At 63.0% G+C, this 25,940-nt stretch carries 20 protein-coding genes; 10 read left to right on the forward strand and 10 right to left on the reverse strand.

The window, feature by feature from the left end; all coding sequences use genetic code 11:
• The first annotated feature begins 23 nt into the window (after positions 1-23).
• The 4 genes from J8C05_RS09245 (at position 24) to J8C05_RS09260 (ending at position 4,428) form a co-directional block, all read left to right on the forward strand.
• The gene (locus J8C05_RS09245; protein WP_211421919.1) at positions 24-1,280 is read left to right on the forward strand and encodes an ABC transporter permease; all 1,257 of its coding nucleotides are present in this window, start codon (positions 24-26) and stop codon (positions 1,278-1,280) included.
• A 198-nt stretch (positions 1,281-1,478) separates the two neighbouring features.
• The gene (gene mce, locus J8C05_RS09250) at positions 1,479-1,928 is read left to right on the forward strand and encodes a methylmalonyl-CoA epimerase (RefSeq protein ID WP_211421920.1); all 450 of its coding nucleotides are present in this window, start codon (positions 1,479-1,481) and stop codon (positions 1,926-1,928) included.
• Positions 1,929-2,000: 72 nt separating this feature from the next.
• Positions 2,001-3,146 (forward strand): peptidylprolyl isomerase, encoded by a 1,146-nt coding sequence (locus tag J8C05_RS09255; RefSeq protein WP_211421921.1) that lies wholly within the window; start codon positions 2,001-2,003, stop codon positions 3,144-3,146.
• A gap of 97 nt (positions 3,147-3,243) precedes the next feature.
• Positions 3,244-4,428: an acyl-CoA dehydrogenase family protein gene (locus J8C05_RS09260; protein ID WP_211421922.1), complete on the forward strand. Its 1,185-nt coding sequence runs from the start codon at positions 3,244-3,246 to the stop codon at positions 4,426-4,428.
• A 93-nt stretch (positions 4,429-4,521) separates the two neighbouring features.
• Here J8C05_RS09260 and J8C05_RS09265 read toward each other — a convergent pair whose 3' ends face one another.
• From J8C05_RS09265 to J8C05_RS15730, 4 genes are all read right to left on the reverse strand, one after another.
• Entirely contained in the window at positions 4,522-5,691 is a 1,170-nt protein-coding gene (locus tag J8C05_RS09265) for a hypothetical protein (RefSeq protein ID WP_211421923.1), read from the reverse strand.
• Positions 5,692-5,833: 142 nt separating this feature from the next.
• Positions 5,834-7,951, reverse strand: coding sequence for a protein kinase domain-containing protein (locus J8C05_RS09270; protein ID WP_211421924.1), 2,118 nt, complete (start codon positions 7,949-7,951; stop codon positions 5,834-5,836).
• Between the two features lie 97 nt (positions 7,952-8,048).
• On the reverse strand, positions 8,049-9,089 hold the full coding sequence (locus tag J8C05_RS09275) for a 6-phosphofructokinase (RefSeq protein WP_211421925.1): 1,041 nt from the start codon (positions 9,087-9,089) through the stop codon (positions 8,049-8,051).
• 221 nt (positions 9,090-9,310) lie between these two features.
• Positions 9,311-10,087, reverse strand: a complete 777-nt coding sequence (locus tag J8C05_RS15730) for a J domain-containing protein (RefSeq protein ID WP_211421926.1) — start codon at positions 10,085-10,087, stop codon at positions 9,311-9,313.
• 268 nt (positions 10,088-10,355) lie between these two features.
• On the opposite strand from J8C05_RS15730, the gene J8C05_RS09285 reads away from it, so the two are divergent.
• Entirely contained in the window at positions 10,356-11,126 is a 771-nt protein-coding gene (locus J8C05_RS09285; protein WP_211421927.1) for an SseB family protein, read from the forward strand.
• 11 nt (positions 11,127-11,137) lie between these two features.
• Here J8C05_RS09285 and J8C05_RS09290 read toward each other — a convergent pair whose 3' ends face one another.
• Positions 11,138-12,097, reverse strand: coding sequence for an ROK family protein (locus J8C05_RS09290; RefSeq protein ID WP_211421928.1), 960 nt, complete (start codon positions 12,095-12,097; stop codon positions 11,138-11,140).
• 137 nt (positions 12,098-12,234) lie between these two features.
• Between J8C05_RS09290 and J8C05_RS09295 the strand changes: the two genes are divergently transcribed.
• From J8C05_RS09295 to J8C05_RS09315, 5 genes are all read left to right on the forward strand, one after another.
• The gene (locus J8C05_RS09295) at positions 12,235-13,224 is read left to right on the forward strand and encodes a VWA domain-containing protein (protein ID WP_211421929.1); all 990 of its coding nucleotides are present in this window, start codon (positions 12,235-12,237) and stop codon (positions 13,222-13,224) included.
• Between the two features lie 141 nt (positions 13,225-13,365).
• Complete coding sequence (gene dnaK, locus J8C05_RS09300) at positions 13,366-15,267, forward strand: molecular chaperone DnaK (protein WP_211421930.1); 1,902 nt, start codon at positions 13,366-13,368, stop codon at positions 15,265-15,267.
• A gap of 108 nt (positions 15,268-15,375) precedes the next feature.
• The gene (locus J8C05_RS09305) at positions 15,376-16,317 is read left to right on the forward strand and encodes a DnaJ C-terminal domain-containing protein (RefSeq protein WP_211421931.1); all 942 of its coding nucleotides are present in this window, start codon (positions 15,376-15,378) and stop codon (positions 16,315-16,317) included.
• Positions 16,318-16,340: 23 nt separating this feature from the next.
• The gene (locus tag J8C05_RS09310) at positions 16,341-16,778 is read left to right on the forward strand and encodes a MerR family transcriptional regulator (protein ID WP_211421932.1); all 438 of its coding nucleotides are present in this window, start codon (positions 16,341-16,343) and stop codon (positions 16,776-16,778) included.
• A 51-nt stretch (positions 16,779-16,829) separates the two neighbouring features.
• Positions 16,830-18,344 (forward strand): phytoene desaturase family protein, encoded by a 1,515-nt coding sequence (locus J8C05_RS09315; protein ID WP_211421933.1) that lies wholly within the window; start codon positions 16,830-16,832, stop codon positions 18,342-18,344.
• A 23-nt stretch (positions 18,345-18,367) separates the two neighbouring features.
• On the opposite strand, the gene J8C05_RS09320 is transcribed toward J8C05_RS09315, so the two are convergent.
• From J8C05_RS09320 to J8C05_RS09340, 5 genes are all read right to left on the reverse strand, one after another.
• Positions 18,368-19,828: an alpha/beta hydrolase gene (locus tag J8C05_RS09320; protein ID WP_211421934.1), complete on the reverse strand. Its 1,461-nt coding sequence runs from the start codon at positions 19,826-19,828 to the stop codon at positions 18,368-18,370.
• Positions 19,829-19,868: 40 nt separating this feature from the next.
• On the reverse strand, positions 19,869-20,462 hold the full coding sequence (locus J8C05_RS09325) for a DUF1990 family protein (protein WP_211421935.1): 594 nt from the start codon (positions 20,460-20,462) through the stop codon (positions 19,869-19,871).
• A gap of 98 nt (positions 20,463-20,560) precedes the next feature.
• Positions 20,561-21,244 (reverse strand): hypothetical protein, encoded by a 684-nt coding sequence (locus J8C05_RS09330; RefSeq protein ID WP_211421936.1) that lies wholly within the window; start codon positions 21,242-21,244, stop codon positions 20,561-20,563.
• 296 nt (positions 21,245-21,540) lie between these two features.
• Positions 21,541-23,004: an NADP-dependent isocitrate dehydrogenase gene (locus J8C05_RS09335; RefSeq protein ID WP_211421937.1), complete on the reverse strand. Its 1,464-nt coding sequence runs from the start codon at positions 23,002-23,004 to the stop codon at positions 21,541-21,543.
• Positions 23,005-23,155: 151 nt separating this feature from the next.
• The gene (locus tag J8C05_RS09340; RefSeq protein WP_211421938.1) at positions 23,156-25,528 is read right to left on the reverse strand and encodes an ATP-dependent Clp protease ATP-binding subunit; all 2,373 of its coding nucleotides are present in this window, start codon (positions 25,526-25,528) and stop codon (positions 23,156-23,158) included.
• Positions 25,529-25,940: the final 412 nt, after the last annotated feature.

The following is a 25,940-nucleotide window of genomic DNA, read 5'->3' on the forward strand; positions in this document are numbered from 1 at the left end:
CACAACCCCGCACAAGACGCACCATGCCCAACGATCTGCCTGCCGTCTCCCGCCCCCCGGATGTGTCCCCCCGGCCGCGGTCGCGTCCCGTATGGCGACGCCTCTGGTTCATCTATGAGAAGGAAATGCGCGAAACCCTGCGCGACAAGCGGGTGCTGTTCGGCGTCTTCATCTCACCGCTCCTCATCACACCGCTGCTGCTGGTGGTCATTGGTTATTTTGCCAACCGGAAGGCAGCGGAAGAAAAGGCGGAAGTCCTTACCATTGCGGTGGCGGGTGCCCCGGCGGCGCTTCAGGAAGCTCTGGCGCGGACGCCTTCACTTTCCCTGCTGCTCATTGAAGCGGCCCAGGAGGCCGATGCCCTGATTGCCCAGCGCAAGGCGCGGGCGGCGCTCATTGCCCCACCGGCGGCCGAACAGGCACTGGCCAGCAACCAGACGCTGGCGCTGGAACTCGTCTTTGACCCTTCCAACGAAAAATCCATCGCGGCCATGCGGCGGGTGCAGGACGCTCTGGAGGAGTTCAACCGCGCGACGACCGGTGAACGCCTGAAGCGGCTCAACCTGGACACCTCGCTGGTGACGCCAACCACCCTGACCAAACGCAGCGTGGCTTCGGACAAGAATATCGGCGGTCTCATCCTGGGGGCGCTGCTGCCCTACCTGATTGTTCTGACGGCGGCTTTTGGTGGGATGACAAGTGCCTTCGACCTGGGCGCCGGTGAGAAAGAACGTGGGACGATGGAAACGCTGCTGGTGTCACCGGCGACCCGTACGGAGATCATTCTGGGCAAGACCCTGACCATCATGACCGTCAGTTTTGCCTCGGCGCTGTTTACCATCATCGGACTGGTCGGCTCGTTTGCCATCGGGCTGAGTTACTTTGCGCAGCTCACACAGGGCAAAATTGCCATTTCCTACACGGCTGTCGCCGTCATGACGCTGGTGACGCTGCCGCTCACCCTGTTGACTTCATCGCTGCTGATGATCCTTTCGGCCTTTGCGCGCAACCAGAAAGAAGCCCAGTCCTATTCGCTGCCCTTTGTCATGGTTGTCATTCTGCCGGCCCTGCTGTCATTGTTTGTGGGGGATGAAAACCCGCTGGGGATGAGCCTCATCCCGCTGCTCAACTGCGCCCTGGCTATCAAGCAATCCCTGGCCGGTTCACTGACGGTCGGATTCTTCGGGCTGACCCTGCTTTCGTCCGCACTCTATGCTGCGCTGGCCATTGCTGTGTGTACGGCGCTTTTCAACCGGGAGGAAATCCTGTTCCGCTCCTAAGTCTCAGACATCAGCCTTTCGCCGCGTGGGGCAGCGTGGCAGACGGGCAGGAGGCACTAGCATTTGTGGGCGGCTCCGTGCAACATGGGCGATTGACACGAAAACTGCGCGGCCGTCCACAGCACCAGCCGGTGCTGAACACGGGCCGCCTCCCCATCATCACTTTTGTCCACAGTTGTTGGCCCCAAGGAAATCCCCATGAAGATTGACCATCTTGGCATTGCCGTCGAATCCATCGAGCAGGCGCTGGTTTTTTACCGGACGGCACTGGGACTGGAACTGACCCACACCGAAGTTGTCGCCGAACAGGGTGTCAAAGTGGCGATGCTTCCGGTCGGTGAAAGCCGCCTGGAACTTCTGGAGCCGACCGGTCCCGATACGCCCGTCGGGAAGTTTCTGGCCAAGCGCGGCGGCGGCATCCACCACATCTGCCTTGGCGTGGATGACCTGGAAGCCGTCCTGAGCCGCCTCAAGGCGCAGGGTATCCCGCTCATTGACGACAAGCCGCGGGTTGGGGCCGAAGGGTGTCTCGTGGCCTTTGTCCATCCCAAAGGGACAGGCGGGGTGTTGGTCGAACTGTCCCAGAAGCAGCCACAACCACTATCCTCCACGGAAGAAACAGCATCAGCCGCCGCCCACACGGTTTAGTTGGCCGGTCCGGTGTTGACCTGCGGACAACGCCTGTCAACGCATCGGACTGGCTGAGGAATGTATCGTTTTATGAAAAAATCACTCATCATCTTTACCGTCGTGTGCTTTCTGGCCACCGGCGCACTGGTTGCCCAAAACTACCTGACCAAACCCCAGCCTCCCCTGACCCTCACGACCGACGACATCAACGCCTTTCTGGCCGAACTTCCAGACGCCAACCTGGAAGGACTGCGCTCCGACCCCAAAGGCAAGGAACTCTTCCGCCAGCAGATTGCCCGCTCCCTGGCCATTGCGGCGGAAGCCGAGCAGCGCGGACTGTTCCAGAAGCCCGAAATCAAGAGCCAGCTCGACATTGCCTACGCGCAAATTGTCGGTGAACTGTGGAAGCGCCGCCCCGAAGCCCAGGAAAAACCCATCACCCCACAAGACGTTGCTGCCTTTTACCGGGAAAAGCCCACGGCCTTTGAAGATTTCCTGGCGCAGAACCCACAGTACCGCCAGGCGCCCAAAATGGATGAGCTGAAGGAAAAGTACGGTGAGTTCCAGGTGGCCCGGATGCGTGGTGAGGCAGCCGGCATCAACAAGACACCGACGTTCCAGCTTCAACTGCGCCTCGTGCAGGCCCAGATCGTTGGCAACGACATCATCACCAAGCTCCAGGAAGCCGCCAATCCCACGGATGAGGAAATCGAAGCCTACTACAAAGCGCATCCAGAAGAGTTCGAGGAATACAAAGCCAGCCACATTCTGATCTCCACCCTGCAGCCGCCTGCCGGCGCGGACGGCAAACCGGCCCCCACCAAGCCCCTCACTGAGGAAGAAGCACTGGCCAAAGCCGAAAAACTCATCAAAGAGCTTCAGTCCGGCGCTGACTTTGCCAAGCTGGCCGAACAGCACTCCGATGATCCCGGCTCGAAAAAACAGGGCGGCGATCTCGGTTACTTCCGCGAGGGCATGATGGTGCAGCCCTTCTTTGAGGGGGTGAAGGCGCTCCAGGTGGGCGCCTTCTCCACCACCCCCGTCAAGACCCAGTACGGCTACCACATCATCAAGCTGCTGGACAAACGCACCAAAACCATTGACGAGCCGCTCAAGCGCGAAATCACCGAGAAGCTCCGGCAGCGCAAGGTCGAAGCCAAGCTCGATGAGCTGGTCACGCGCTACGGCATTGTTGTTCCCGCAGATTTCACAATTCCCCCGGCACCAACGTCATAGCCCCCGCACTTGTAAACCCGCGCGATTTCAGGCCGGCTTGTTAGCCATAAGCTTCTTCCGGCTACCGTCTGAAACCTACGGCAAGGAGGCAGCCCCGATGCAATTCACCGAAGAACATCAGCTTTTCCGCAAGACGCTCCGCGACTTCATTGAAAAGGAAATCAACCCATACGTTGACCAGTGGGAAAAGGACGGGATATGGCCCGCCCATGAGGTACTCAAGAAAATGGGCGACCTCGATTTTCTGGGCGTGAACTATCCACCTGAGTATGGCGGCCTCGGTCTGGACTACTGGTACAACGTCATCCGGGCCGAAGAACTCGGCCGGATTCCCTGCGGCGGTGTACCGATGGGCATCACCGTGCATACGGACATGTGTACGCCGGCGCTGGCTGAGTTTGGCTCCCACGAACTCAAAAAGCGCTTCCTGGAACCTGCCATTCGCGGCACGCAGTTGGGCGCCATTGCGGTCTCCGAACCCGATGCTGGCTCGGACGTGGCCCGCATTCGCACCCGCGCAGAATCCGACGGCGATCACTATGTGATTACCGGCAACAAGATGTGGATCACCAACGGCACCCAGGCGGACTGGATTTGCCTTCTGGCACGCACCTCACCCGGCGAGTCGTTTGAAGGTATGTCCCTCATCATGGTGCCGACCGATACGCCGGGCTTCATTGTCAGCCGCAAGATTGAAAAACTGGGCAACTGGTCTTCCGACACCGCCGAGCTGGCCTTTGAGGGCGTCCGGGTTCCCAAGTCCTTCCGCATCGGTGAGGAAGGGGAGGGGTTCAAACTCCAGATGCAGCAGTTCCAGAAAGAGCGCCTCATTGCTGCTGTGACGTGCTACTCCGGGGCGGAGCGCATCGTCAACCTGACGAAGAACTACCTCAAAACCCGCAAGACCTTCGGCAAGCCGCTCATTGACAACCAGTACATCCAGTTCCGCCTGGCCGAAGTCGTCACGGAAATCGAATGCCTGCGCCAGCTCTGCTACCACTGCACGGAAAAGCTCGTTGCCGGGCAGGACATGACCCGCGAAGCCTCGATGGCCAAGCTCAAGGGTGGGCAGCTCGTTCGTCTCGTCGCCGATGTCTGCCTCCAGTTCCACGGCGGCATGGGGTACACCGAGGAATACCCGCTGGCGCGCTACTTCCGCGACACGCGCCTGTTCCCGATTGGCGGCGGCGCGGACGAAATCATGATGGGCATCATTGCCAAGTATGAAGGCTTTTACAGCGAGCGCCCACGTCCCACGACGAAAGCGGCGACGGCTTCATGAACTGAACCAGGCAACAGCCAACAACACCAACGGGGTGGCTTCAGTCAAAGCCACCCCGTTTGCTTTTCACACTCAGGCAGTTCGGATGCTGGACTAGCCGCGATAATCAGGCAGGATGACGTTGCGATCCACGGCGGCCGGATTCCGCATCCAGTCCTGCATCCGGCGTGTGACTTCAGGGTTGCCATTTGCGCCAAAGTAGTTCAGGTGATGACGAATGCCGAACCCGTTACGGATGAAGTCATCGAAATCACGGATGTTGATGCGCCCAAAGGCATCGCGGTTGGCGCCGAAGTACTGGCTGACGATGTCGCTCTGGTGGGCAACGGAAGTGACGTTGACAGCCGCCGGAAAGTCATTGGCGTTGGCCGCACCGCCCAGCGTCATGACCTGCACGCGGGCAAGCATCTGGTTGGCCGTGGCGGAACCATGCCGCCGCACAAGTTCCTGCTCGACCATGCGGAGCGCCTCGGCGCTGATGGCGGCCCCCTGGCTGTAGCCAATGACGCGCACCGGATCGTTCGGATAGTTGGCGAGCTGCGACAAAATCATGTTCGCCTGTGTCTGGGCAGCCGGTGGGTTCTGGAGTGCATTCCGTTTCACCCAGTCGGCCGTCGCCGGGTTGACCGTGGCTTCCGCCAGATACCGCGTCGTCCGACCAAGGATGAAGGCTTCCCGGTTGGCGGGGCTGATGATGTTCATGGCCACCCGTACCGCCAGCGGCAGGTTGTTGTAGTCGGCTTCGGCACGCGCCCGCGCCTGGCGGGCATGGTGCGCCAAGGACACTCCGGCGGCCACGGCCGGGTCGGAGTTGTTATAGACCATCTCGACCGGTCGCCCGGTCATCCGGGACATCTCCTGGGCAAAGCCCGTTGCGCCTGCAAACGGGGTACTGATGCCGTTGACGACGATGACCGGCGGACCGGCGTTGGGATTGACCCCCGGCGCCGTCACCCGAAAGGCCGCACCGTTGAGGTGGCTGTCTGCGGAAAGGGGTGACACCCGTGGCGGCGCAGCCGGGTTGGGGCGCGCGCCGGTGATGGGCCCGGTCGGGAAAATCCGGGTGGGCGTCGCGGCCGAGGCCGCCAGGATTTGTCCCTTGCGAAGTGCACCGGCGGTCTGAAGTTCGCCCAAGCGGGTCGTGTTGGCCGGCGTGGTGGCCGCAGTGACTGGTGTTGATGGCTGTTTGCGCGGGGTGGAGACCTTCGGTTGTACTGCTGGGGTGGGCGAAGCTGGCCGCTGGGACTGAATCCGGTTCGTCATGGGAGCAGGTTCCTCGGCAAAGCCCCTTGGAGCGTTCATCAAGGGGATGCGTTATGTTGTGCTTGCCCTTGTTATCGAAGTTTGGCCGGCATTGTTGCGTCCGAAAGGTTGGAAGTTTCAGAAATGTTGCCCCAACCAAACCTCAGCGCCGGTACTGGCGAAGCGTCCGCGCCAGCTTTTGGTACTCTTTGTTCTGTGGGTCGAGCTGAGTAGCGCGTTCGACGGCTTCGACGGCTTCGGCATATTTCTTTTCAAAGAAGGCGACGACGGCCAGTTGGGCATAGACCATCCCCCGCTCCCGGTCCGTCTTGATCGCGTTGTCCTGCATCAACTTTTCAAGCTGCTCACGCGCCAGGGCATACTGCTGACGATCAATGAACAACCCGGCCAGGACGAGCCGGGGTGAGACTTCCAGACTTTTCCGGGGCGCTGTGGAGAGCGCCCCCCGCGCCTCCATCTCGGCTTCATTTGACCGCGCCGCAAACTTGCGTTTGTTGGAAAAGTATTGTTCGGCATAGATCTGCGCCAGGTTGCCGTGGGCGTAGCAGGCATATTCCGGTTCGGGATCGAGTTCCAGACAACGCTTCTGATTGGCAATGGCCTCGTCCACTTTTCCCTGGCGGTATTGCAGCACACCCAGATTCTGGTAAGCCGGCCCGTAATCCGGGTGGGAGCGCAGTACGGCATAGACGATGTCTTCCGACTCCACGAAGCGTTCCTGCTCGAACAGGATTTCCGCCTTTTCGATGCGTAGTTCGGGTGAAGTTGGATTGGCCGTCAGCGCCTCATCCACCACGCGCAGCGCTGACTCGTAGCTGCTGACTTCCCGCAACGAACGTGACTGCTGCAGGATGGCCGCGACATCCTTCCCACCCCGGCGCGGCCCTGAAGTGTCATCCTTTTCTTCAACAGCCACCGGCCCTGAGCCGGTGCTTACGTAAAAGACATACAGACCGATGCCAACCACAAAGGCGAGAAGCAGGACTCCCACCCCGGCCACGAGTCCGCCAACAAGCCAGAAATTGGTTCCCGATGCACCAGACGGCGCGGCGACGGGGGGACGGGCCGCGGGTGTGGGGAGCGTCGGGGACGGAGGGATGGCCGCCATCGGCGGCGGGGACGGGTTGGGTTGCACAACCGTCCCCGCCGAAACCGGCGACACACCGGGCATAACCGGCGGACGGAATCCCTCGTGGGGCGCCGGTCGCGGTGGCTGTGCCGTGACCGGCGCTGACGCGCCGGCCGTGGAAACCGTTGCCCCCTGATACTGGGTGGGTACACTGCCCGGCGGCGGAGAGGCCACCGGCCGGGTGCTCTCCATCACCGCCAGGGCTTTTTCGAGCTGTGCGGCAAAAGCCCCGGCCGAAGCCGGCCGGTCGGCCGGTCGCTGCGCCAACCCCTGGCGCACAACGGCTTCGATACCCGCCGGAACAGTCACCTGGGGCGCGGCGACGGACATCGGACGGGGCGGCTCCGACAGCCGAACGACCATCTGGGCCTGCATCGAATCACCGACAAAGGCCCGGGCGCCGGTCAGCATTTCGTAGGCGACGAGCGCGAGGGAGTACACATCCGAGCGGGCATCCAGCGGGCTGCCCATCACCTGCTCCGGCGACATGTAGTGCGGCGTCCCGACCACGAGGCCAACCTGCGTCATCGGCACGACGCTTTCCTGTCCGCCAACCGCCTTGGCAATCCCGAAGTCCACGACCTTCACCCGGTCGCCATCCATAACCATGATGTTGTCCGGTTTGAGGTCGCGGTGAATGACACCCAACTGATGGGCCACATCCAGCGCCCCGGCCACCTGGCGGATGATGTTCACCACCCGCGCCGGCGAAAAGGGACCCTCCCGTTGCAACAGCCTCGTCAGCGACTGTCCCTGGATGTATTCCATCGCCAGGAACGTCACCCCGGATTCCGTCTGTCCGAAATCGTGAATGACGACGGCGTTCGGATGGTTGATGCTGGCCGCCAGCTTGGCCTCCCGCAGAAAACGGCGTCCGGCGTCGGCATCGGCCGCCTCCGGGCGCAGGACTTTCACGGCGTCAATCCGCCCCAGGGTGCGGTGGCGCGCCGCATAGACGCTCCCCATGCCACCTTCGCCCAGTTTGGACAGGACTTCATACCGCCCGGCCAACACCTGCCCAATGAAGGGATCATCCGGGGCAGCCGCCACGGAAACCAGAGTCGCGCCATCGTGTGGACAAAACTGGGCATTGTCCGGGTACTCGGTCCCACAGGTTGGGCAGCGTTTCATCGGTTGTCGGGGCCTCGCCTGAAAACATCCTGGTCACGGATGACACAGGCGCAACGCCCATGCCACCCGGCTCTGTCGCACAAATGAGACACAGAGTTTACCCGAAAAAGACACGCGCTGTCTCATAGAGTTCGTCATCCAGGCGTTTGATGCACGAAACCGCATGCGCAATCGGAACCGAGACCATGTGCTGGCCCTGCAGCGCCGCCATGTAACCAAACTCGCCGGCGCGCACCATATCCACGGCCTTGACGCCCAGCCGGGTCGCCAGCAACCGGTCATAGGCCGTCGGTACGCCGCCGCGCTGCGTGTAGCCCAGCACCGTCACCCGCGTTTCAATGCCTGTCAGTTCCTCGATCTTCTGCGCCAGCAGGTGCCCGATGCCCCCCAGCCGGGTGTGCTGAAAAACCCGCTCCCGTTCTTCCGCCGTGAGAAAATCTTCGTCGGGATGCGGGTGGGCATCCTCGGCCACGACAATGATGGAAAAAAACCGCCCCAGTGACTTCCGGTGATTGAGAATCTGGCACACCTCGCTGATCCGAAACGGATGCTCCGGGACGAGGATGATGTCCGCCCCGCCGGCAATCCCGGCCCCGGCCGCAATCCATCCGGCATGGCGTCCCATGACTTCGACCACCATGACGCGGTCGTGGGATTCCGCCGTGGTGTGCAGCCGGTCAATGGCCTCGGTCGCCACGGACAGCGCCGTGTCGAAGCCAAAGGTCATGTCCGTCCCGCACAGATCGTTGTCAATCGTCTTTGGCACGCCGACAATCGGATAGTCATACCGGCGGTGCATGTCCAGCGCGGCGCTGAGGGTGCCTTCGCCGCCGATGACCACCAGCGCATCGAGTTCGTACTTGCGCCAGTTGGCGCGTACCCGCTCGGCCACCTCATCGGTTTCCAGGGGATTGATCCGTGACGTGCCGAGAATCGTCCCGCCGCGGGGCAGGATGCCCGAAATGGAATACCGGGTCAGTGGCTCAACCCGCCCGTGAATGAGACCGTTCCATCCCTGATGAATGCCCAGCACCCGTATCCCGTACTGCATGGCGCGACGAACGACGGCACGCAGCGCGGCATTGAGTCCGGGGGCATCCCCACCACCGGTCAACACACCCAACGTACGAACTTCCATGACGCTCCCTTTCCCTGTTTATCCCAAAGTCGCCAGGCGCAGGTGACACCCCGGCGGGCACCCGACGCGCTCCCCCACTATAGCAAAGCGCCAGGGGCATTCCGTTTCACCAGTGTGACATTTCGCACATTTGACCTCCATACCGCAGCCTGCACATGACTGACGCGCACCCGCCGGCAACCGGCTGGCAACCGCCACCACCGCCCATCGCCAACCCATCTTCAGGCGCGGCGCAGCGCCCGTTCCCAGCGGTGCAGGGCGCTGAGCAGCAGCAATGTGATCGGGGGAAACAGCAGCCCGTCATGGACGGCATCAAAAACCGGGAACAGCGCGTTCGGACGCCGGTTGACAAGCGTCCCCAGCCAGTATCCGATCACCAGCGCCGAAGCGTAACCGGCCAGAAGCAGACCGACGACGGCGCTTCGGCTGAAGGGCTGCGCCGGGACGGAGGGCGCGGTCACGGAAAGCAGGGTCTGCCGGTAGGTGTAATGCTCCAGCATCACCCACAGCCGCCGCCCCAGAAACCACAGGCTGAACAGGCAGGCGCCCCACAGGACAAGCCGCACAACGAGATCATCCGGCCCAAACAGCAGGGAGGGCTGGACGGCCGTGGCCGCCAGCGTCGAAAACCAGCCCACCACGACAAACAGTACGGCTTCCGCCCGAAACTCGGCCTCCCGGCGCTCGGCTTCGAGCATGTCGTTGATGATGCTCTCGATGCGAATCTTGTAGGCCCGCGCCCGCGCTGCCCGCCGCCGGCGGCTTTCACGCGGACGTGGCGGTGGCGGCGCAACCGACTCGCCCCGGTCATACCGCGCCCGCAACTCCGGGTTGCCCAGCACCCGGTAGGCCGCCGTGATTTCCGCAAAGCGCGCGGCCGCATCCGGCAACTGGCTTACATCGGGATGATACAACCGCGCCAGCCGGCGAAAAGCGGACCGGATTTCATCTGGCGAAGCCTCACGGGACACGCCCAGGGTTGCGTAGAAGTCCCCCATAACGCCACATGCGGGTCACAGTAAAATGGTGGGTGCGATCAGGCGTGGATTGACCCCGATGGTGCCGCCCGATGCGCGTGAATTCTAGCGCAACCGGGTGGCATCGGACGACAGCTTTGCACGTTGCGCCCATCGCGGGTCTCTGCCCGGCAGTTTCGCCTTTTTCCAACCATCCAGTACACTGGAGATGTATCCAGCACCGGCCTTGGGCACCGGCCATGTACGCCTGCCTGACGCCAGGACCCGTTATCCGTGGAGAACCTGCCCTATGTCTCTGCCTGATGCCCGAACGGCCGTGCGCGAGCACCTGGCCGGACGGTTGTCGTCTGCAACGCTTTTCCGCAGCCTTATGACACATCCCGACTGGCACGTGCCGGTGTACATCAGCACCGAGGGCGAAGCGGCCGTGATGACCTTCGTGGATGCCGCCGGCGAACGTTGGATCAAAGTGTTTACTGACCTGGCCGCCGTCGAAGCCTGGGCTGAACAGTCCGGGGGCGCTCCCGATCAACAGTGCGTCGTCACGGACGGCGCCAACCTCTTCGGCGCCCTCGACGACACCCTGGCCGGCGTCGAAATCAATCCCGGACTGCCCGAAGGCGTTCACTATCAGCAGGCACACCTCCCGCTCCTGCGCCAGTGGGCCCGGATCGTGGAACTCGAAAGCGCCCTGGAAACGATTGACACGGGGGAAACCCCCATCGGGCTGCTGCGCGACTACGATGCCTATGTGCTCGTCCTGAAACGAACCGGCGCCGACACGGCCCAGTTGGTGCTGGCCCCCGATGCCGACGGACGCCTGCTTGCCGCCGTCTTCACCGCCGAAGACACCCTGGCCGCGTTCTTCGACCAGGTGCTCGCCACGGCCGACTTCGAGCCGATTCCCGTACGGGTCAACGGCATGCAACTTTTCGGACAACTCCAGGCGCTGCCTCTCGACGGCCTGGTGTTCAACTGTAGCGGCCCGACACCACCCCGCGCCTTCGGCAAACGGCTGGCGGCGTATGTCCTCGCAGCGGACGACGAAACCGCCCGCTAGGGACTGCCGGATTACCGCCCGGCGGCCGTGGACAAGGCCTGACAGGCCGCCTGGGCAGCCCCCACCGCCGCGCCAACCGTGGCCGGCAGCAGGCGGCAGACGGCCAGCGCCGAAGGTGCTGTCCGGCGCTCGACTTCCTCACGTACCGGAGCGAGCAGAACCTCGCCGGCGGAAACCAGCTCGCCCCCGACAATCAGCAACTCAGGATTGAGCAGGTTGATGAGGCGCGCCGCCGCCATGCCCAGGTGAACCCCGGCACGGGCAATGATGACCTGCGCCAACTCGTCCCCCAGGCGCGCCATGGTGAGCAGGTCTTCAAGACCGATTTCCCGGTCACGCGGGATGCCGCGCCGTGAGAGCGAAGAGGTACGGTCACGGTACATCCGCTCCTTGGCCCGCCGAATCAGTCCTTCGCCGCCGACCCGTTCCTGCAGGGTGAGGTCGCCGTCCACATCCACCGAATCGTAGCCAATCGCGCCGGCAATGCCCGTTGCCCCGCTCCAGAGTCGCCCATCATGGAGCATGGCCGCTGAAAGTTCCGACCCGACTTCGACATAGACCACCGTCTGGCAGCCCCGGGCCACACCGCACCGGTATTCGCCCATCAGGGCCGCCGTCGCCCGCGAGACCAGGTGGGCTGTCCCCAGGGTGCCACACGGCCGCAGCTCATCCAACGCCACGGCCGACCAGAGCGTGTTGGACTCACACCGGTCCGTCGCCCGGTTGAGGCTGCCCGGCAAGGCCAGCCCGACACCGCCAAACAAAGCCGGCTCGGACTCGGTCGCCAGCAGTTCGGCGATGAGCGCCCGCACGGCAGCCACGGCTTCCGCTGGCGCATGCCCGGTCAGCGGCCGCTGACGCTGCGTGACGACTTCCCCATTCGCTTCACAGACAATGCCCCGGAGAAAGGTGGCCGCGCACTCTACCCCCATCCACAAGCGCCCGTCTGTCGCGTCTGATGCATGTGCCATAGTGCTACTATTGCCTACGCCAAAGGATGTTTGGGGACATCCGACACGGCACGTACCGACATCGGATACCCAGCATAGCAAACGGCCGGGTGCGGCCACCAATACCGAAGTCTTCGCCAATACCGGAAGCCCTGCCTGTGAAACCGTCAAACCGTCTGACTCCCGCCCCTGGTATTCTGCCGGAAAGGCTGCCCCGGCGCGCGTTCCTGCTGCGGGCCGGCCTGGGATTGATCTGCGGACTGGGGCTGGGCCGGGACGCCCGCCAGCGTGTCTGGGGACAGTCGGGGCGGGCTGGAGACGCCCCGGTACCGTACCTCTCGCTCACGGTCATTGCGCAGGTGCCCACGCCGGAAGCTCCCCCAACCCGCCTGACGACAACCGATCTGACCCTGTATGACGCCGGGGTGGAGCAGGTCATCGAAAGCATCGAGCCGGACCCATCGGCGGCAACGATCGTCTTTCTGGCTGACAACTCGGCCACGTTCCAGGTCGAAGTCGGTGATATGGAGCAGAAGGCGCGTTCGCTTATCCGGGAACTCTTTACCGGCGACCGGCTGATGCTTGTCGGCTACGCCAAAGCGCCGGAAATTCTGTGTGATCTGACAGACGACGCGGCACAGCTCGTCGCCGGAGCCAAGCTCTTCCGCAAAAGCTCCGCGCCACGCCTCTACGATGCGCTTCTGGCCGTGACCGAAGATGTCTTCCGTCCGGCGACGACCGTCAGCAAGCGTGTCATTGTCCTGCTGTCAGACGGCTATGACGAAGGCTCCCAAACCTCGTTTGAAGCGGCGCTGGCGGCCCTTCAGTCGGCAGACGTGGTGGTGTATGCCATGCAGGCGCAGGACCGGACGTACGGCGCGCCCCGCGCCAGACGGCTCGGCCCGAAGCCGGCCGAGGCCCTCCGGCTGCTGACCGAGGGCACGGGCGGGCGCAGCTTCAAGCTGGATGAAGCCCAGGCCGCGGCCGTACTGACCGATGAAGTGCGGCGGCGCTGGTTTCGCCTGCGTTACAACCCGCAGGCGGTGAACAGCACGACGGCCCGCCGGCTGTTTCTGGTGGCGGCCAATGACCAGGTGGTGCTGCGCGCCAAGAAAACCCAGCCGCCGCCATCCACAATCCTGAAGTAAGAAAAAGTTGACAGCACCATACTCAAATCTTATAGTCCCACACAGGACACTTCCAATGCCGGCCGGTGAGCGTCACGACGCTCTCCAGCGGTGTTTGGTGAGCCTGATTTCAACGATTGTGTGGAGTGCAACAGGAAAGCCATGGGGAAAATCATTGGCATTGACTTGGGAACGACCAACTCGGTGGTCGCCGTGATGGAAGGCGGCGAGCCGATCGTCATCACGAACTCGGAAGGGGCGCGGACGACGCCTTCCGTCGTGGCCTTTACCAAAGACGGAAGCCGCCTGGTGGGACAGGTTGCCAAACGTCAGGCGGTCACCAATCCCGAAAACACGTTTTACTCCGTCAAACGCTTCATCGGCCGGCGTTTCAACGAGGTCAAAGGCGAGGTCAGGCAGGTGCCGTACAAGGTGATGGAAGGTCCGAACGGCGACGTGCGCCTGGTCGGTGGCGGGAAAGAGTGGGCGCCGCCGGAGATTTCCGCCATGGTTTTGCAGAAGCTCAAGACGGCGGCGGAAGACTACCTGGGGCAGCCCGTCACCGAGGCGGTGATTACCGTCCCGGCGTACTTCAACGATGCCCAGCGTCAGGCCACCAAGGATGCCGGCAGGATCGCCGGTCTCGAAGTCAAGCGGATCGTCAACGAGCCGACGGCGGCGGCGCTGGCCTACGGGCTGGACAAGAAAAAGGATGAGACCATTGCCGTCTTTGACTTTGGCGGCGGCACATTCGACATCTCCATTCTCGAAGTCGGTGAAGGCGTGGTCGAAGTCAAGTCCACGAATGGCGACACGCACCTCGGCGGCGACGATGTGGACGAGTGCCTGATCAACTGGATCGTCAGCGAGTTCAGGAAGGACCAGGGTATTGATCTGACGGCCGACAAGATGGCACTCCAGCGGCTGAAGGAAGCCGCCGAAAAGGCCAAGATCGAGCTGTCGTCGGCGATGGAGACCGAAATCAACCTGCCCTTCATCACGGCGGACGCCTCCGGGCCCAAGCACCTGGTGATGAAGCTGACGCGGGCGAAGTTCGAGCAACTCGTTGACCATATCCTCCAGCGGACGCTCGAACCCTGCCGCAAGGCGCTTGAAGATGCCGGGCTGAAGCCCTCCCAGATTGACGAAGTGATTCTGGTGGGCGGCTCGACGCGCATTCCCAAGGTGCAGCAGATGGTCAAGGAGTTCTTCGGCAAGGAGCCGAACCGTTCGGTCAACCCGGATGAGGTTGTGGCCATCGGGGCGGCCGTCCAGGCCGGGGTGCTGGCCGGCGATGTCAAGGACCTGCTCCTGCTCGATGTCACACCGCTCAGCCTGGGGATCGAAACGCTCGGCGGCGTCAACACCGTCATGATCCCGCGCAACACGACGATCCCGACGCGCAAGAGCGAAATCTTCTCGACAGCCAGCGACAACCAGACGTCGGTCGAAGTCCACGTCCTCCAGGGCGAACGCCCCATGGCCCGCGACAACCGGACGCTCGGCATGTTCCGTCTGGTGGACATTCCCCCGGCGCCGCGTGGTGTGCCGCAAATCGAAGTCACCTTCGACATTGACGCCAACGGCATCGTCAACGTCACGGCCAAGGACCTTGGGACGGGCCGCGAACAGAAGATTACCGTCACCTCCGGTTCGGGTCTGAGCAAGGAAGACATTGACCGGATGGTGCGCGAAGCCGAGTCCAACGCCGCCAAGGACCGCGAACTGCGCGAGCGCATCGAAACCAAGAACAAGCTCGACTCCCTGATTTACTCGACCGAGAAGCTCATTGCCGACAACCGCGAGAAAATCGAAGCGGCAACGCTTTCCGAAATCGAGGGGGTTCTGTCCGAGGCCAAATCGAAACTCGAAACCGCATCGCTTTCCGAACTCAACAGCCTGTATGACCGCCTGACCAAGGCGACGTACAAGGTTTCGGAAGCCATGTACAAAGACGCCGCCGGCAGCCGCGCGGCTGGCGCCGGGGCCAGCGGCACCGAACCCGGCAAGGGCGATGACAACGTCATTGACGCGGAATACGTGGACGTGGATGACAAGCGGTAGGGACCCGCGCGCCGGGGCCGGGGCCGCCCCTCCCGACGCCAGGTGCGGCAGGGATGCACGGTCCCGGCGGCGCGGCCCGGTTCTTCAAGTGTGGTCACGGAGGCGACCATGGCGAAGCAGGACTATTACGCGACGCTCGGCGTTCCCAAAACCGCTTCGGCCGAAGAAATCAAGAAGGCTTACCGTCGGCTGGCGCGCAAGTATCACCCGGATGTCAACCCGGGTGACAAGGCTGCCGAGGAAAAATTCAAAAGCATCTCCGAGGCGTTCGACGTGCTGGGCGACGAAGAAAAGCGCAAGGTGTATGACCGGTTCGGCGTGTACACCGAAGCCCATGCCGAGGCAGCCAGACGTGGGGCGGACGGGGGCGGCATGCCCTTCGACTTCTCGACGTTCGACTTTGGCAGCGCCACCGGCGGAGCCTCGTTCCGGGACATCTTTGCCGAGATGTTCGGCGGCGGCCGCGCCACCGGCCGGAGTCCTTTCCCGCAGGCCGGACGTGACATCGAACAGACCGTCTCGATTACCTTCGAGCAGGCCATGGAAGGCACAACGGTCAAAGTCGCGCTGCCGCCCATGGCCGGGCGCCCGGCTGAAACCATCACGGCCCGCATTCCGGCCGGTGTGGACAACGGTTCAAAGGTGCGCATTGCCGGCAAAGGCTACCCCGGCGTCAATGGCGGGCCGCCCGGCGACCTCTACCTGGTGACCAACGTCGGGTCACATCCCTTCTTCACGCGCAAGGGGGACAACATTTACTGCACCGTGCCGATCACCGTGCCGGAAGCGGCGCTGGGCGCCAGAATCGAAGTCCCGACGGTTGGGGGCAAGGCGCAGTTGCGCATTCCACCCGGAACACAATCCGGGCAGAAGTTCCGCCTCCGTGAAAAGGGCTTCCCGGTGCTGCGCAGTCCCGGACAGCGCGGCGACCAGTTTGTGGAAGTCAAAATCGTCCTGCCGGCGATCATCAGCGAAGAAACCAAGGAACTGCTGCGCCAGTACGAGCGCCTGAACCCGGAAAACCCACGCAAGTCACTCGGCGTCGAGTGACGTCACCTGTGCAGGACAAAGCCATGACGACACGCGACCGGAAGCAGACCAAAACACGCCGATACTCGATTGGTGTGGTCGCTGAAACCTTTGGCATCCACGAGCAGACGCTCCGCATGTACGAGCGGGAGGGGCTGCTGATCCCTTCGCGCTCGGCGCGCAACACCCGCTATTACACCGACGCCGACCTCGAACGCCTCAAGTGCATTCTCAACCTCACCCGCGAGATGGGCGTCAATCTGGCTGGCGTTCAGGTCATTCTGGGGATGCGCGACCGGATGGAGGAAATGCACCAGAACATGATGGCCCTGCTCGACTACATCCGCGAACACATGGCCGAGCATGCCGCCCACGCTCTGGTACGCATGCCGCCCATGCATCTGGTGCAGATGGAACCGCTCGCGCCGGAACGTTCTCCAGCGGTTCAGGTTCTGGACGCTTCGCGCCGCCGGCAGCCGTAGTCAGGACGGCCGTCGTCAGGACTGAAGCCGCATCCGGGGAGCAGCGTTGTCATGAAGGCCAAGCGCGTCATCATCGTCGGTGCCGGACTCGGCGGCCTTTCAGCGGCGCTGCACCTCGCCGCGAGCGGTTTTCAGGTGACGCTTCTGGAAAAAAATCCGACGGTGGGCGGCAAGCTCAACCGTATCGTGGCGGATGGCTACACGTTCGATACGGGCCCCTCGCTCGTCACGATGCCGGACATCCTCCGCGACACCTTCGCGGCCGCCGGCGCCTGCCTTGACGATTACCTCACGCTTCAGCCACTTGACCCGATTTGCCGCTACCGCTGGCCCGATGGGGCGCAACTCGATCTTTCGGCCGATCTTTCCAAAACGGTCGCGGCACTGCGCCGCATCGCCCCGGAAGATGAAGCCGCTTTTTTTCGCTTCCTGAGCTACGGCGCTGACCTTTACACGGCCACCGCGCCGGTGTTTCTGTTCAGTGACTTTCGCAACTGGCGCCAGCTCTGGCAACGCCTTGACCGCCAGCTTCTGCGGCAGCTGCCACGCCTGGCCACGCTCAAAACCGTTGCCGACCGCACGACGGAATTCTTTTCCAGCCCCTACCTGCGGCAGTTGTTCAACCGTTATGCCACCTACAACGGCTCCTCGCCCTACCGCGCACAGGCGACGTTTTGCCTGATTCCCTACGTCGAGTTTGCCTTCGGCGCGTGGTACGTCGCCGGCGGGCTGTACCGCATTGCCGAAGCCCTGCTTCAGGTGGCGGCGGCGCGGGGCGTCACCATCCAGACGAATGCCCCCGTGGCCGAAATCGTCGTGGAAGGCGGGCGCGTCCAGGGGGTACGCCTTGAAGACAACACCTTTCTGGCGGCCGAGGTCGTGGTATCGAATGCTGACTCGCTCTACACCTACGCCAGACTGCTTCCCGGACTGCGGCGGCGCACCTATGATGACCGGCGGCTGGCGCGCATCGAGCCATCCTGTTCGGGCTTCATCCTGCTGCTCGGCACACGCCGCCGTTTCGACACGCTGGCCCACCACAACATCTTCTTTTCGGGCGACTATCCCAGGGAGTTCAGCGAAATTTTCGACACCCTGACGCCGCCCCGGGACCCGACGATTTACGTCTGCGCCACAAGCCGTACGGACCCAACCCAGGCCCCGCCCGGAGGTGAAAACCTGTTCGTCATGGTCAATGCCCCGGCCGTCTGTGAAGCTTATGACTGGGACGACATTGCCTCCGCATACCGGCACCACATTGTGGCGCGGCTGGAAGCTCTGGGACTGACCGGGCTTTCGGAAAGCATCGTGGTCGAAGAAAGGCTGACACCCAAGCGGTTTGCCGGCTGGTTCAACGCCCATCGCGGCGCCATTTACGGGCTGTCCTCCAACAGCCTGCGCAATGCCTTCTGGCGTCCGCCGATTCGGGCACAGGAAGCCCAGGGACTCTATTTTGCCGGCGGCGGAACGCATCCCGGCGGCGGGATTCCGCTGGTCCTGCTGTCGGGCAAGCTGGCGGCCGCGGCTGTGGCTGAAGACTTCGGACTGCCGTCCGCGACGGCCTGAGCCGAAGCCGCCTTCGCCCGGAGTCAGCTTTGGCGCTGACCGCGCACCAGCGCATCCATCCAGGCAAAAATATCCGGCAGCGCATCGGGCACGACGAGCAGGTGTTCGGCTTCGTAGAGCTTGAACGTTGTAGGTGTTCCCTGCGCCCGGAGGCGTTCGGCAAGCTGCTCGGAACCCGAACGTGAGAAGTCCTTTGTCCCGGCAGAAACAAAGGCCGGCACGGCTTTGAGGGCGGACAGGCTGCCAGGGGCACGGCCGGAAATGGGTGCAATGCCGGCCAGGCGGTCGGCGTACCTGGCGGCCACCGCCAACGTCGTTGCTGCGCCGAGCGAGTGGCCGACGATGAACAGGCGCGTCGCCCTGGGGGCCACCAGCGCCGGCAGCCGCTCGATGACGGGACCGTAGTCATCCAGCGGACTCGTCACCCGTGGGCAGATCAGTCCCCAGCCCCGCGCGCGGCACAGGCGGACGATTTCGCCGTCGCCGTAGCTGTCAAAAAACATGTTTTCGCTGCCGCCCGCTCCGTGAAAGGCCACGACCACGACGGGCGCTTCCGGCGCGGCCAGGGCGCGTACCGGAAGGGGTCCCTTGGCCGTCGGGACGCTCAGGAACAGCTCGCCCTGTCGCCCGGCCAGCGTCGAGGCCGCCGGTTTGGCGCGAAGCTGCTGCACCATGGCTTCGGTATCCTGCAACAGCCGGACGCCGGGCACATCGGTCTCGGCCGGGGCGCTTTCGCGCATGGACTTGAGCATCGCCAGCCGGCTGGAGAGCGTGGCCAGGTCCACATCCAGCGCGTCAGGCGGGGGTGTTTTCGTCAACTCGGCCGCAGCGGCCTGCAAGGCGGCCAGCCGCCGGTCGAGGTCGCGCGCCCGGCTGAGTCCGACACGCCAGCTCCGGCGTGCCGGCGCGTCCGGCGTTCCCACCACGATGTCGAGCGCCGTATCCGCTTCCTGCCGTGCCGGTTCGCAGGTCACACGTACCCGGTGCGGCAGGGCCGTCCGGGCCGCAAGCCGGACGTTGGTCGTCTGCCGGCCAACCCGCAGTTGCAGCACCAGTTCGGGACGCGGCGCAGTGACCTCGTAGAGCGTGTTGATGACGACGTCACAGGCTGTTTCCCGCAGGTCGAGCAACGCCCGCGCCGGCGTGACGGACAAGGCCCCAGCCCAGCGGTCGGCAGCCTCCATGGGCTGGTTGCCCAATGCCGCCGCCGTTTCATCGAGCGCCTGGGCAACGGCGCCGGTATTGCCCGAAAAAAAGCCCAGCACGGCCGTTTGCACCCGTGGAATCGCCGCCGCGCGCCGCTCCGGGTCGCGGCACTGCATCCAGGCGCGTTCAAGGGCGCGGGTGCGCCGGCCCAGTTCATAACGTCCTTCAGCAAAACGGATGGGGCCCGACGGCCCCTGCACCGACGGCGCGGCCAGCACCACCCCGGCCAGCGCCAGACTCACCATCCCCAACATCACGCGCATTGGTTGCTTCATCATCAGGCATCCTGCATGTGGTCCCGGCCCGCAAACGCATCCGTCACCCCTCCGGTATGCCTTCCCCGGCCACTACGGCCCGGCGCATGGCCCGGCCGGAATCGGCGGCAAAGCGCCACTGAAACAGCCGTGTCACCGGATACGCCAGTTGGGTGAGCGGATGCGCCGGACGCGAAAAGGCCAGAATGTCATACGCCACGGTGTCCGTGGAAGCCTCCCACTCGATGAGAAACCGCTCTTCCCCGGATTCGACATGGGCCGGCAACGTTCCGTAGCCAAATCCGAACCGGCGTTCCTCAGCAATGACATAGACAATCCGGCAGGCATTGAGTGACCAGAACCCGAAGTGCCACGGCACAATCGCCACCACCTGTCCGGCTTCGATTGGCGTAGCGCGGGGGTGGCAGGTGAGCCAGCCCAGGTTGAACATCTCCCACCGGCGCAGGGCGGCACAGGCCCGCCGGAAGACGGTTTCGCCAGAGCCAAGCGCAACGCGCCTGTGGTCAACCGTGTAGCCGTCCGGCAAGGCGGCGGCCAGGCGCGTGGCTCCCTCGGCCGTATAGGTCAGGGGCTGCCGGGTCTGGCTTTCCAGAAAGGTTTTCAACTGCTCCGCCGTCGGCGGTGTGAAGAGGAACATGGACAAACGACAGCGCCGGGAACCTGCGCATGCAACCGGCGCATGTCCCCGGCGGCATGGTGGAGCCGGCAGGTGGTCCAGTGTAGGGGGGTGATCCGTTAGCTGTTACCGCTCGCCCCACCGCTGTACATGGTGAAGCTGCCCCAAATCTGGTCAATCTCCTGCTCGTGGGCTTTGAACTCATCCTCCGTCGTGCCGACAACCATGATGTAGTTGTCCGTGACGTCGGTTGCGACGAGAATCTTCACCTTGTACTTCTTGCCATCCTTGTCTGTCAGGTTGCCCAGGGCCAAACCGTAGTCATCGGAGAGCATCTCTTCCTTGCCGTGTGAGAGCAGGAAGCCAAGCTCTTTGAGAATGTCCTCGGAAGTCTTGAACAGGTCATTTATTGTGAGCCGCTTGTCCTTGAAAGCCACAACCAGGATGGTCAGTTCCGAAGGTTTGGGCGTCGTGCCGATATAGACATCAACGCCGTCCTTGCCCTCGTTGTGATCTTCCGTCGTACCCTTGGGAACTTCAAACGAATAGCCGCGCACCGGGTCATACATGGTTTCCCAGTCGGCGGGTGGTGCGACCCGCTTCTCCCTGGGCAGTTCTTTTTTCTGGGCGTTCGGGGGTGGCGCCGGTTTCGTACCTGAAGCCGCCGGCGGTGCGGCTGACGGCGCTGGGGCTGGCGTTGTCGGCTTGGCAGGTGGGGGAGTCGGCTGGCTTCCTGTGGAACAGGCCAAACTCGCTCCGATTGCGGCAACAAAAGTAGCCGCCAGGATTGTTGAATGGGGCATAAGGCATCCTTTTTACGCTGGACGTGGAAGGCTGTGGCGCAGTACGGGTCAGGGCCGGCTGAAATCCCGGAAGGGAAACACCTGCCCGGCAGGTGCGTCTTTATACTCCAAGCCAAACCAAAGCAAGCTCCGGCTGTGTTTTTTCCCAGCCCGACACAGGGCACAGGCAGCCGTTGCGCCATTGAGCAACATCCGGCCAACAAAGCGGGGGACACGCGCCGCCCGGCGCGCATCCCCCACCGGAACTTCCCTTCCGGGACATCAGCTTTCAGGCCCGGAGTTCAAACCACCGCGGCTCAGTCTTCCCCTTGGGCTTTGGTGTAGCCGGCTTCGCCATCAAACTCCGGCAGCTTCTCGATGTGCATCCAGCGATACTGGCTGCCGATGCGCTGTACCAGATCGAGAATCTGAGCGTCGTTCAGATCGCCGGCGGCATCCCGCGCAATGAAGCGGCAGCGGTAGTGGTCAACGCAATCCGTCATCGCCCCAACCGAGGGATAGACCTTTGTCCCACGGTTGGAAATCATCTTGAGCTTGAGGGCGCTTCCTTCGGCAATGGCTTCAAGCGCCGGCCCAAGCTGTTCCGGCAACTGGCCCGTCTCAACAAAAATGTCCGCGCCAATCGTCCGCCGCACTTCAGCCTTGACCACATCCGGGGCCTTCGGGAAGTCAGGCAGCACAATCGGCTTGTATTCACGCACCCGCCAGTTTTCGGACTGCCTGCCCAGATTGCCGATGATGGTGTCCGTAAAGGCCCGCGTGCCGACAGCTTTGGCATCGCCCACGACATCCCGGGTCAGAATGCCCTGTTCCAGCGTCACGAGCAGGGCGTTTTCGATTTTGGCCGCCGCCTCGAACTCGCCCAGATGGCGCAGCATCATCACCCCGGACATCAGCACCGCCGTCGGGTTGATGACATCTTTCCCGGCATACTTGGGCGCTGAGCCGTGGACGGCCTCGAAGATGGCGACTTCACTTCCGATGTTGGCGGAAGGCGCAAAGCCCAACCCACCAATCAAACCGGAAGTCAGGTCACTGATGATGTCGCCGTTCATGTTCGTGGTGACGATGACATCGAACTGCTCCGGGCGCTTCACAAGCTGGTGGGCGCAGTTGTCAATGATGATGTGGTTGGCCTCGATGTCGGGATACTCCGGCGCAATGGCCTCGAAGGTACGTTTGAGCATCCCTTCGGTCTGCTTCATGATGTTCGATTTTGTCGCACAGTGGACTTTCGTGCGTCCCTCGGAGCGGGCAAACTCGAAAGCCAGACGTACGATCTTCTCGCATCCCTTGCGGGAAATGAGCTTCAGACACTGGGCGACGCCGGGCGTCTGCATGTGTTCAATCCCGGCATACAGGTCCTCCACGTTTTCCCGCACCACCACCATGTCCAGCCGCCGCCCGGTGAAGGGGGTCGGCACGCCGGGCATCTCGCGTACCGGACGGATGTTGCCGTAGGTCTCAAACAGCTTGCGCAGCGTCACGTTGGCGCTCTTTTCACCGAAGCCAACCGGTGTTTCGAGCGGCCCTTTCAGAACGACGCGCGTTTTGGTGATGGATTCAATGGTTTCAGGCAGAACGCCGGAGGGCACGCCCTGCTGAAAGACACTTGCCCCGGCCGCCCGCTCCTCCCAGGCCACAGCCGCCCCGGCGGCCTCGATGATGCGCCGGGTTGCCTCAACACATTCCGGCCCAATCCCGTCACCAGGGATCAGCGTGACGAGCTTCTTCCCATCCGCAGTGATGTGAAACGCCATGTAACGATGTCCTCGAAGAAAAGTGTGCGAAAGCGCACATAATGTCAGGCAGTCTAGTTCCCGGATGCCGTCCGGTCAAGAAACAGCAACGGCGTCGCGCCACGTGGACGCAACGCCGTCAGAAGCAAGGTCCGGAACTGGAAACGGGGAACTAGGAAGTTGCTAGGGCTTCGGTTGGTTCCGGCGTCAGGGCGCGGAACTGAATCTGACCGTTTTCGATGAACACCTCGATGTGCGTGGCATCCTTGAAGTCGCCACGGATGACGGCATCCGACAGTGGGTCCTCAATGAACCGCTGGATGGCACGCCGGAGAGGACGCGCGCCATACTGGCGCTCATGCGCCGTCTGCTGCACGATCCAGGCCAGCACTTCCGGCGTGGCCGACAGGGACAGCCCCCGGAAACTCAACGTCTCGTTGAGATGGGCCAGCAACAGGGCCACAATGGCTTCCAGATCGGCTTCGACAAGCGGCTCAAAGAGGATGATGTCGTCCAGCCGGTTGATGAACTCCGGGCTGAAGGTCTGCCGGACGGCATTCATCACCGCGGCTTCATCGTCCGGGACACTGCCGGGATGAAAACCGAGCCGTCCCCGTTTCTGGATGTGGCGGGCGCCGATGTTTGAGGTCAGAATGATGATGCAGTTCTTGAAGTTGACCGTCGTGCCCAGACTGTCCGTGAGTTGTCCGTCTTCCAGAACCTGCAACAGGAGATTGAACAGGTCAGGGTGGGCTTTTTCGATTTCGTCAAACAGCAGCACGGAGTAGGGATGCCGCCGTACCTGCTCGGTCAACTGCCCGCCTTCCTCGTGGCCCACATAACCGGGCGGTGAGCCGATGAGTTTGGCTACGGCGTGTTTTTCCATGTATTCCGACATGTCGAACCGGATCAGCGCCCGCTCGCTGCCAAAGAGCAGTTCGGCCAGGGTGCGGGCCGATTCGGTTTTCCCAACGCCGGTCGGGCCGAGAAAGAGAAAGCTTCCGACAGGCCGTTTCGGGCTGCGGACGCCGGCGCGGGAACGGCGGATGGCCCGGGCCAGGGCCGAAATCGCGCGGTCCTGGCTGATGACCCGCCGGTGCAGCTCATCTTCCAGACGCAACAGCTTCTGGACTTCATCTTCCTTCAGGGCCGACACGGGAATCCCCGTCCAGCGGGCAATGACTTCCTCGATGTCGGCGCGTGTCACCACAGGAGTGGACAGCGGCGGGGGTGGGGTCTCCAGGGACGGCGGCAACTCGCTGCCAAAACTGGTGAAGTAACTCGTGCGGCGGGGCGCTGGTGAGACCGGCGCCGGGGTGACCTGCTGCGCAGCGCGCAGTTTGACCTGGGTGCCGGCCTCATCAATGATGTCAATCGCTTTGTCCGGCAGGAAACGATCCACGATGTAGCGGTTTGACTGGTGAACGGCCGTGGACAGGGCTTCAGCAGTGTAGGTTACGCCGTGGAAGTCTTCATACTTTTCCTTCAGACCGGTGAGGATGGCCAGGGCTTCCTCCTCGGTGGGCGGCGCGACCGGAACCGACTGGAAGCGGCGCTCCAGTGAGCGGTCTTTTTCGATGCTCCGGCGGAAATCGGCAGGCGTTGTGGCGCCAATGCACTGGATTTCCCCGCGCGACAGCGCCGGCTTCATGATGTTGGCCGCGTCGAGGGAGCCTTCAGCCGAACCCGCGCCGACGAGCGTATGGATTTCGTCAATGAAGACGATGACGTTCTTGGCCTCGGCCAGCTCCCGCATGATGTTTTTGAGGCGTTCCTCAAACTGCCCGCGGTACTTCGTTCCGGCCACGACCAAGCTGAGGTCAAGGGCGACGATACGCTTGTCCGCCAGAAAACGTGGAACCTCACCGTTCACAATCCGCTCGGCCAGCCCCTCGACAATGGCGGTTTTGCCCACGCCCGGCTCCCCAATGAGCAGCGGGTTGTTCTTGTTGCGCCGGCAGAGAATCTGAATGACCCGTTCGATTTCGGTCTGCCGTCCGATGAGGGGATCAAGCATCCGCCGCGCCGCCATCTCGGTCAGATCGCGGCTGTATTCGGCAATCCCGGAGGATTCTTTCTTGCTGCCGCTGGAGGGCGTTGTGCTGGGCGCGGGCGAGAGGGTCCGCAGGATTTCCTCCCGGATGGCCTGCGGCCGCAGGCCATGTTCATACAGGATACGCGCCGCCAGGGTGTTTTCCTCGCGGAGCAGTGCCAGCAACAGGTGCTCGGTGCCAATGGCACGCAGGTTCATCCGCTCGGCCTCTTCCGCCGCATGGACAAGAATCCGCTTGGCTTCCGGCGACAGGGGCAGGTCCATCGCCACCGTCGTCCGTTCCCGCCGCACCGTGCGCGCTTCGATGTCACGGCGCACCCCGTCCAGCGTCAGGTGCGCCTTGAGAAAGAACCGGTTGGCCAGTGCCTTGTCTTCGCGCATCAAGCCCAGTAACAGGTGCTCGGCATCAATGGCGGGCGCGCCAAACTGCCCGGCCTCGTACCGGGCGAAGAAGACGACCCGCCGGGCCTTTTCGGTATATCGCTCGAACATACAGTGAGTTCCTGGTTGTAAGGTCAGTGTGGGGCTGGCTACCTGATGAGGACGTAACCGGATAGCCAGAGGATGTCCTGCTGCCAATACCCTTGGATTATGCGCCGATGGGCGGGGGTTGTTCGTACCGAAAACGACACTGGTGCATTTTCCATGCTTCTGCCCTGGCGAAAAAGGCGGGAAAGCACCACGTCCGGGCTTCAAAGCGCCAGCGGGCAACCCGTTTCAGGCAGCGTCCCTGGGGGAAAGAACCTGCCAGTCAGAAACCGAAGGCTTGATACCGTCCGGGAAATCAAGCGTGTTTTTGCGGGGGAAAATCCGCCATGCCACCAGGAAACACGGCCGGCAGTGGAGTGAGCCGCCGATGGCAGGATGCCTGACGGGGCGATCCTGCCATGTTCTCTCCGGCTAT

This window comes from Chloracidobacterium sp. N, from assembly GCF_018304765.1.
Taxonomy (GTDB): Bacteria; Acidobacteriota; Blastocatellia; order Chloracidobacteriales; family Chloracidobacteriaceae; genus Chloracidobacterium; species Chloracidobacterium aggregatum.

What these genes read in the sequence shown, in the direction of transcription:
- J8C05_RS09335 (WP_211421937.1), bottom strand. Translation starts at nt 23,004, where the DNA reads ATGGCGTTTCACATCACTGCGGATGGGAAGAAGCTCGTCACGCTGATC.
- dnaK (WP_211421930.1), top strand. Translation starts at nt 13,366, where the DNA reads ATGGGGAAAATCATTGGCATTGACTTGGGAACGACCAACTCGGTGGTC.
- J8C05_RS09285 (WP_211421927.1), top strand. Translation starts at nt 10,356, where the DNA reads ATGTCTCTGCCTGATGCCCGAACGGCCGTGCGCGAGCACCTGGCCGGA.
- J8C05_RS09305 (WP_211421931.1), top strand. Translation starts at nt 15,376, where the DNA reads ATGGCGAAGCAGGACTATTACGCGACGCTCGGCGTTCCCAAAACCGCT.
- mce (WP_211421920.1), top strand. Translation starts at nt 1,479, where the DNA reads ATGAAGATTGACCATCTTGGCATTGCCGTCGAATCCATCGAGCAGGCG.
- J8C05_RS15730 (WP_211421926.1), bottom strand. Translation starts at nt 10,087, where the DNA reads ATGGGGGACTTCTACGCAACCCTGGGCGTGTCCCGTGAGGCTTCGCCA.
- J8C05_RS09275 (WP_211421925.1), bottom strand. Translation starts at nt 9,089, where the DNA reads ATGGAAGTTCGTACGTTGGGTGTGTTGACCGGTGGTGGGGATGCCCCC.
- J8C05_RS09265 (WP_211421923.1), bottom strand. Translation starts at nt 5,691, where the DNA reads ATGACGAACCGGATTCAGTCCCAGCGGCCAGCTTCGCCCACCCCAGCA.
- J8C05_RS09260 (WP_211421922.1), top strand. Translation starts at nt 3,244, where the DNA reads ATGCAATTCACCGAAGAACATCAGCTTTTCCGCAAGACGCTCCGCGAC.
- J8C05_RS09255 (WP_211421921.1), top strand. Translation starts at nt 2,001, where the DNA reads ATGAAAAAATCACTCATCATCTTTACCGTCGTGTGCTTTCTGGCCACC.
- J8C05_RS09330 (WP_211421936.1), bottom strand. Translation starts at nt 21,244, where the DNA reads ATGCCCCATTCAACAATCCTGGCGGCTACTTTTGTTGCCGCAATCGGA.
- J8C05_RS09290 (WP_211421928.1), bottom strand. Translation starts at nt 12,097, where the DNA reads ATGGCACATGCATCAGACGCGACAGACGGGCGCTTGTGGATGGGGGTA.
- J8C05_RS09320 (WP_211421934.1), bottom strand. Translation starts at nt 19,828, where the DNA reads ATGATGAAGCAACCAATGCGCGTGATGTTGGGGATGGTGAGTCTGGCG.
- J8C05_RS09245 (WP_211421919.1), top strand. Translation starts at nt 24, where the DNA reads ATGCCCAACGATCTGCCTGCCGTCTCCCGCCCCCCGGATGTGTCCCCC.
- J8C05_RS09310 (WP_211421932.1), top strand. Translation starts at nt 16,341, where the DNA reads ATGACGACACGCGACCGGAAGCAGACCAAAACACGCCGATACTCGATT.
- J8C05_RS09340 (WP_211421938.1), bottom strand. Translation starts at nt 25,528, where the DNA reads ATGTTCGAGCGATATACCGAAAAGGCCCGGCGGGTCGTCTTCTTCGCC.
- J8C05_RS09315 (WP_211421933.1), top strand. Translation starts at nt 16,830, where the DNA reads ATGAAGGCCAAGCGCGTCATCATCGTCGGTGCCGGACTCGGCGGCCTT.
- J8C05_RS09325 (WP_211421935.1), bottom strand. Translation starts at nt 20,462, where the DNA reads ATGTTCCTCTTCACACCGCCGACGGCGGAGCAGTTGAAAACCTTTCTG.
- J8C05_RS09270 (WP_211421924.1), bottom strand. Translation starts at nt 7,951, where the DNA reads ATGAAACGCTGCCCAACCTGTGGGACCGAGTACCCGGACAATGCCCAG.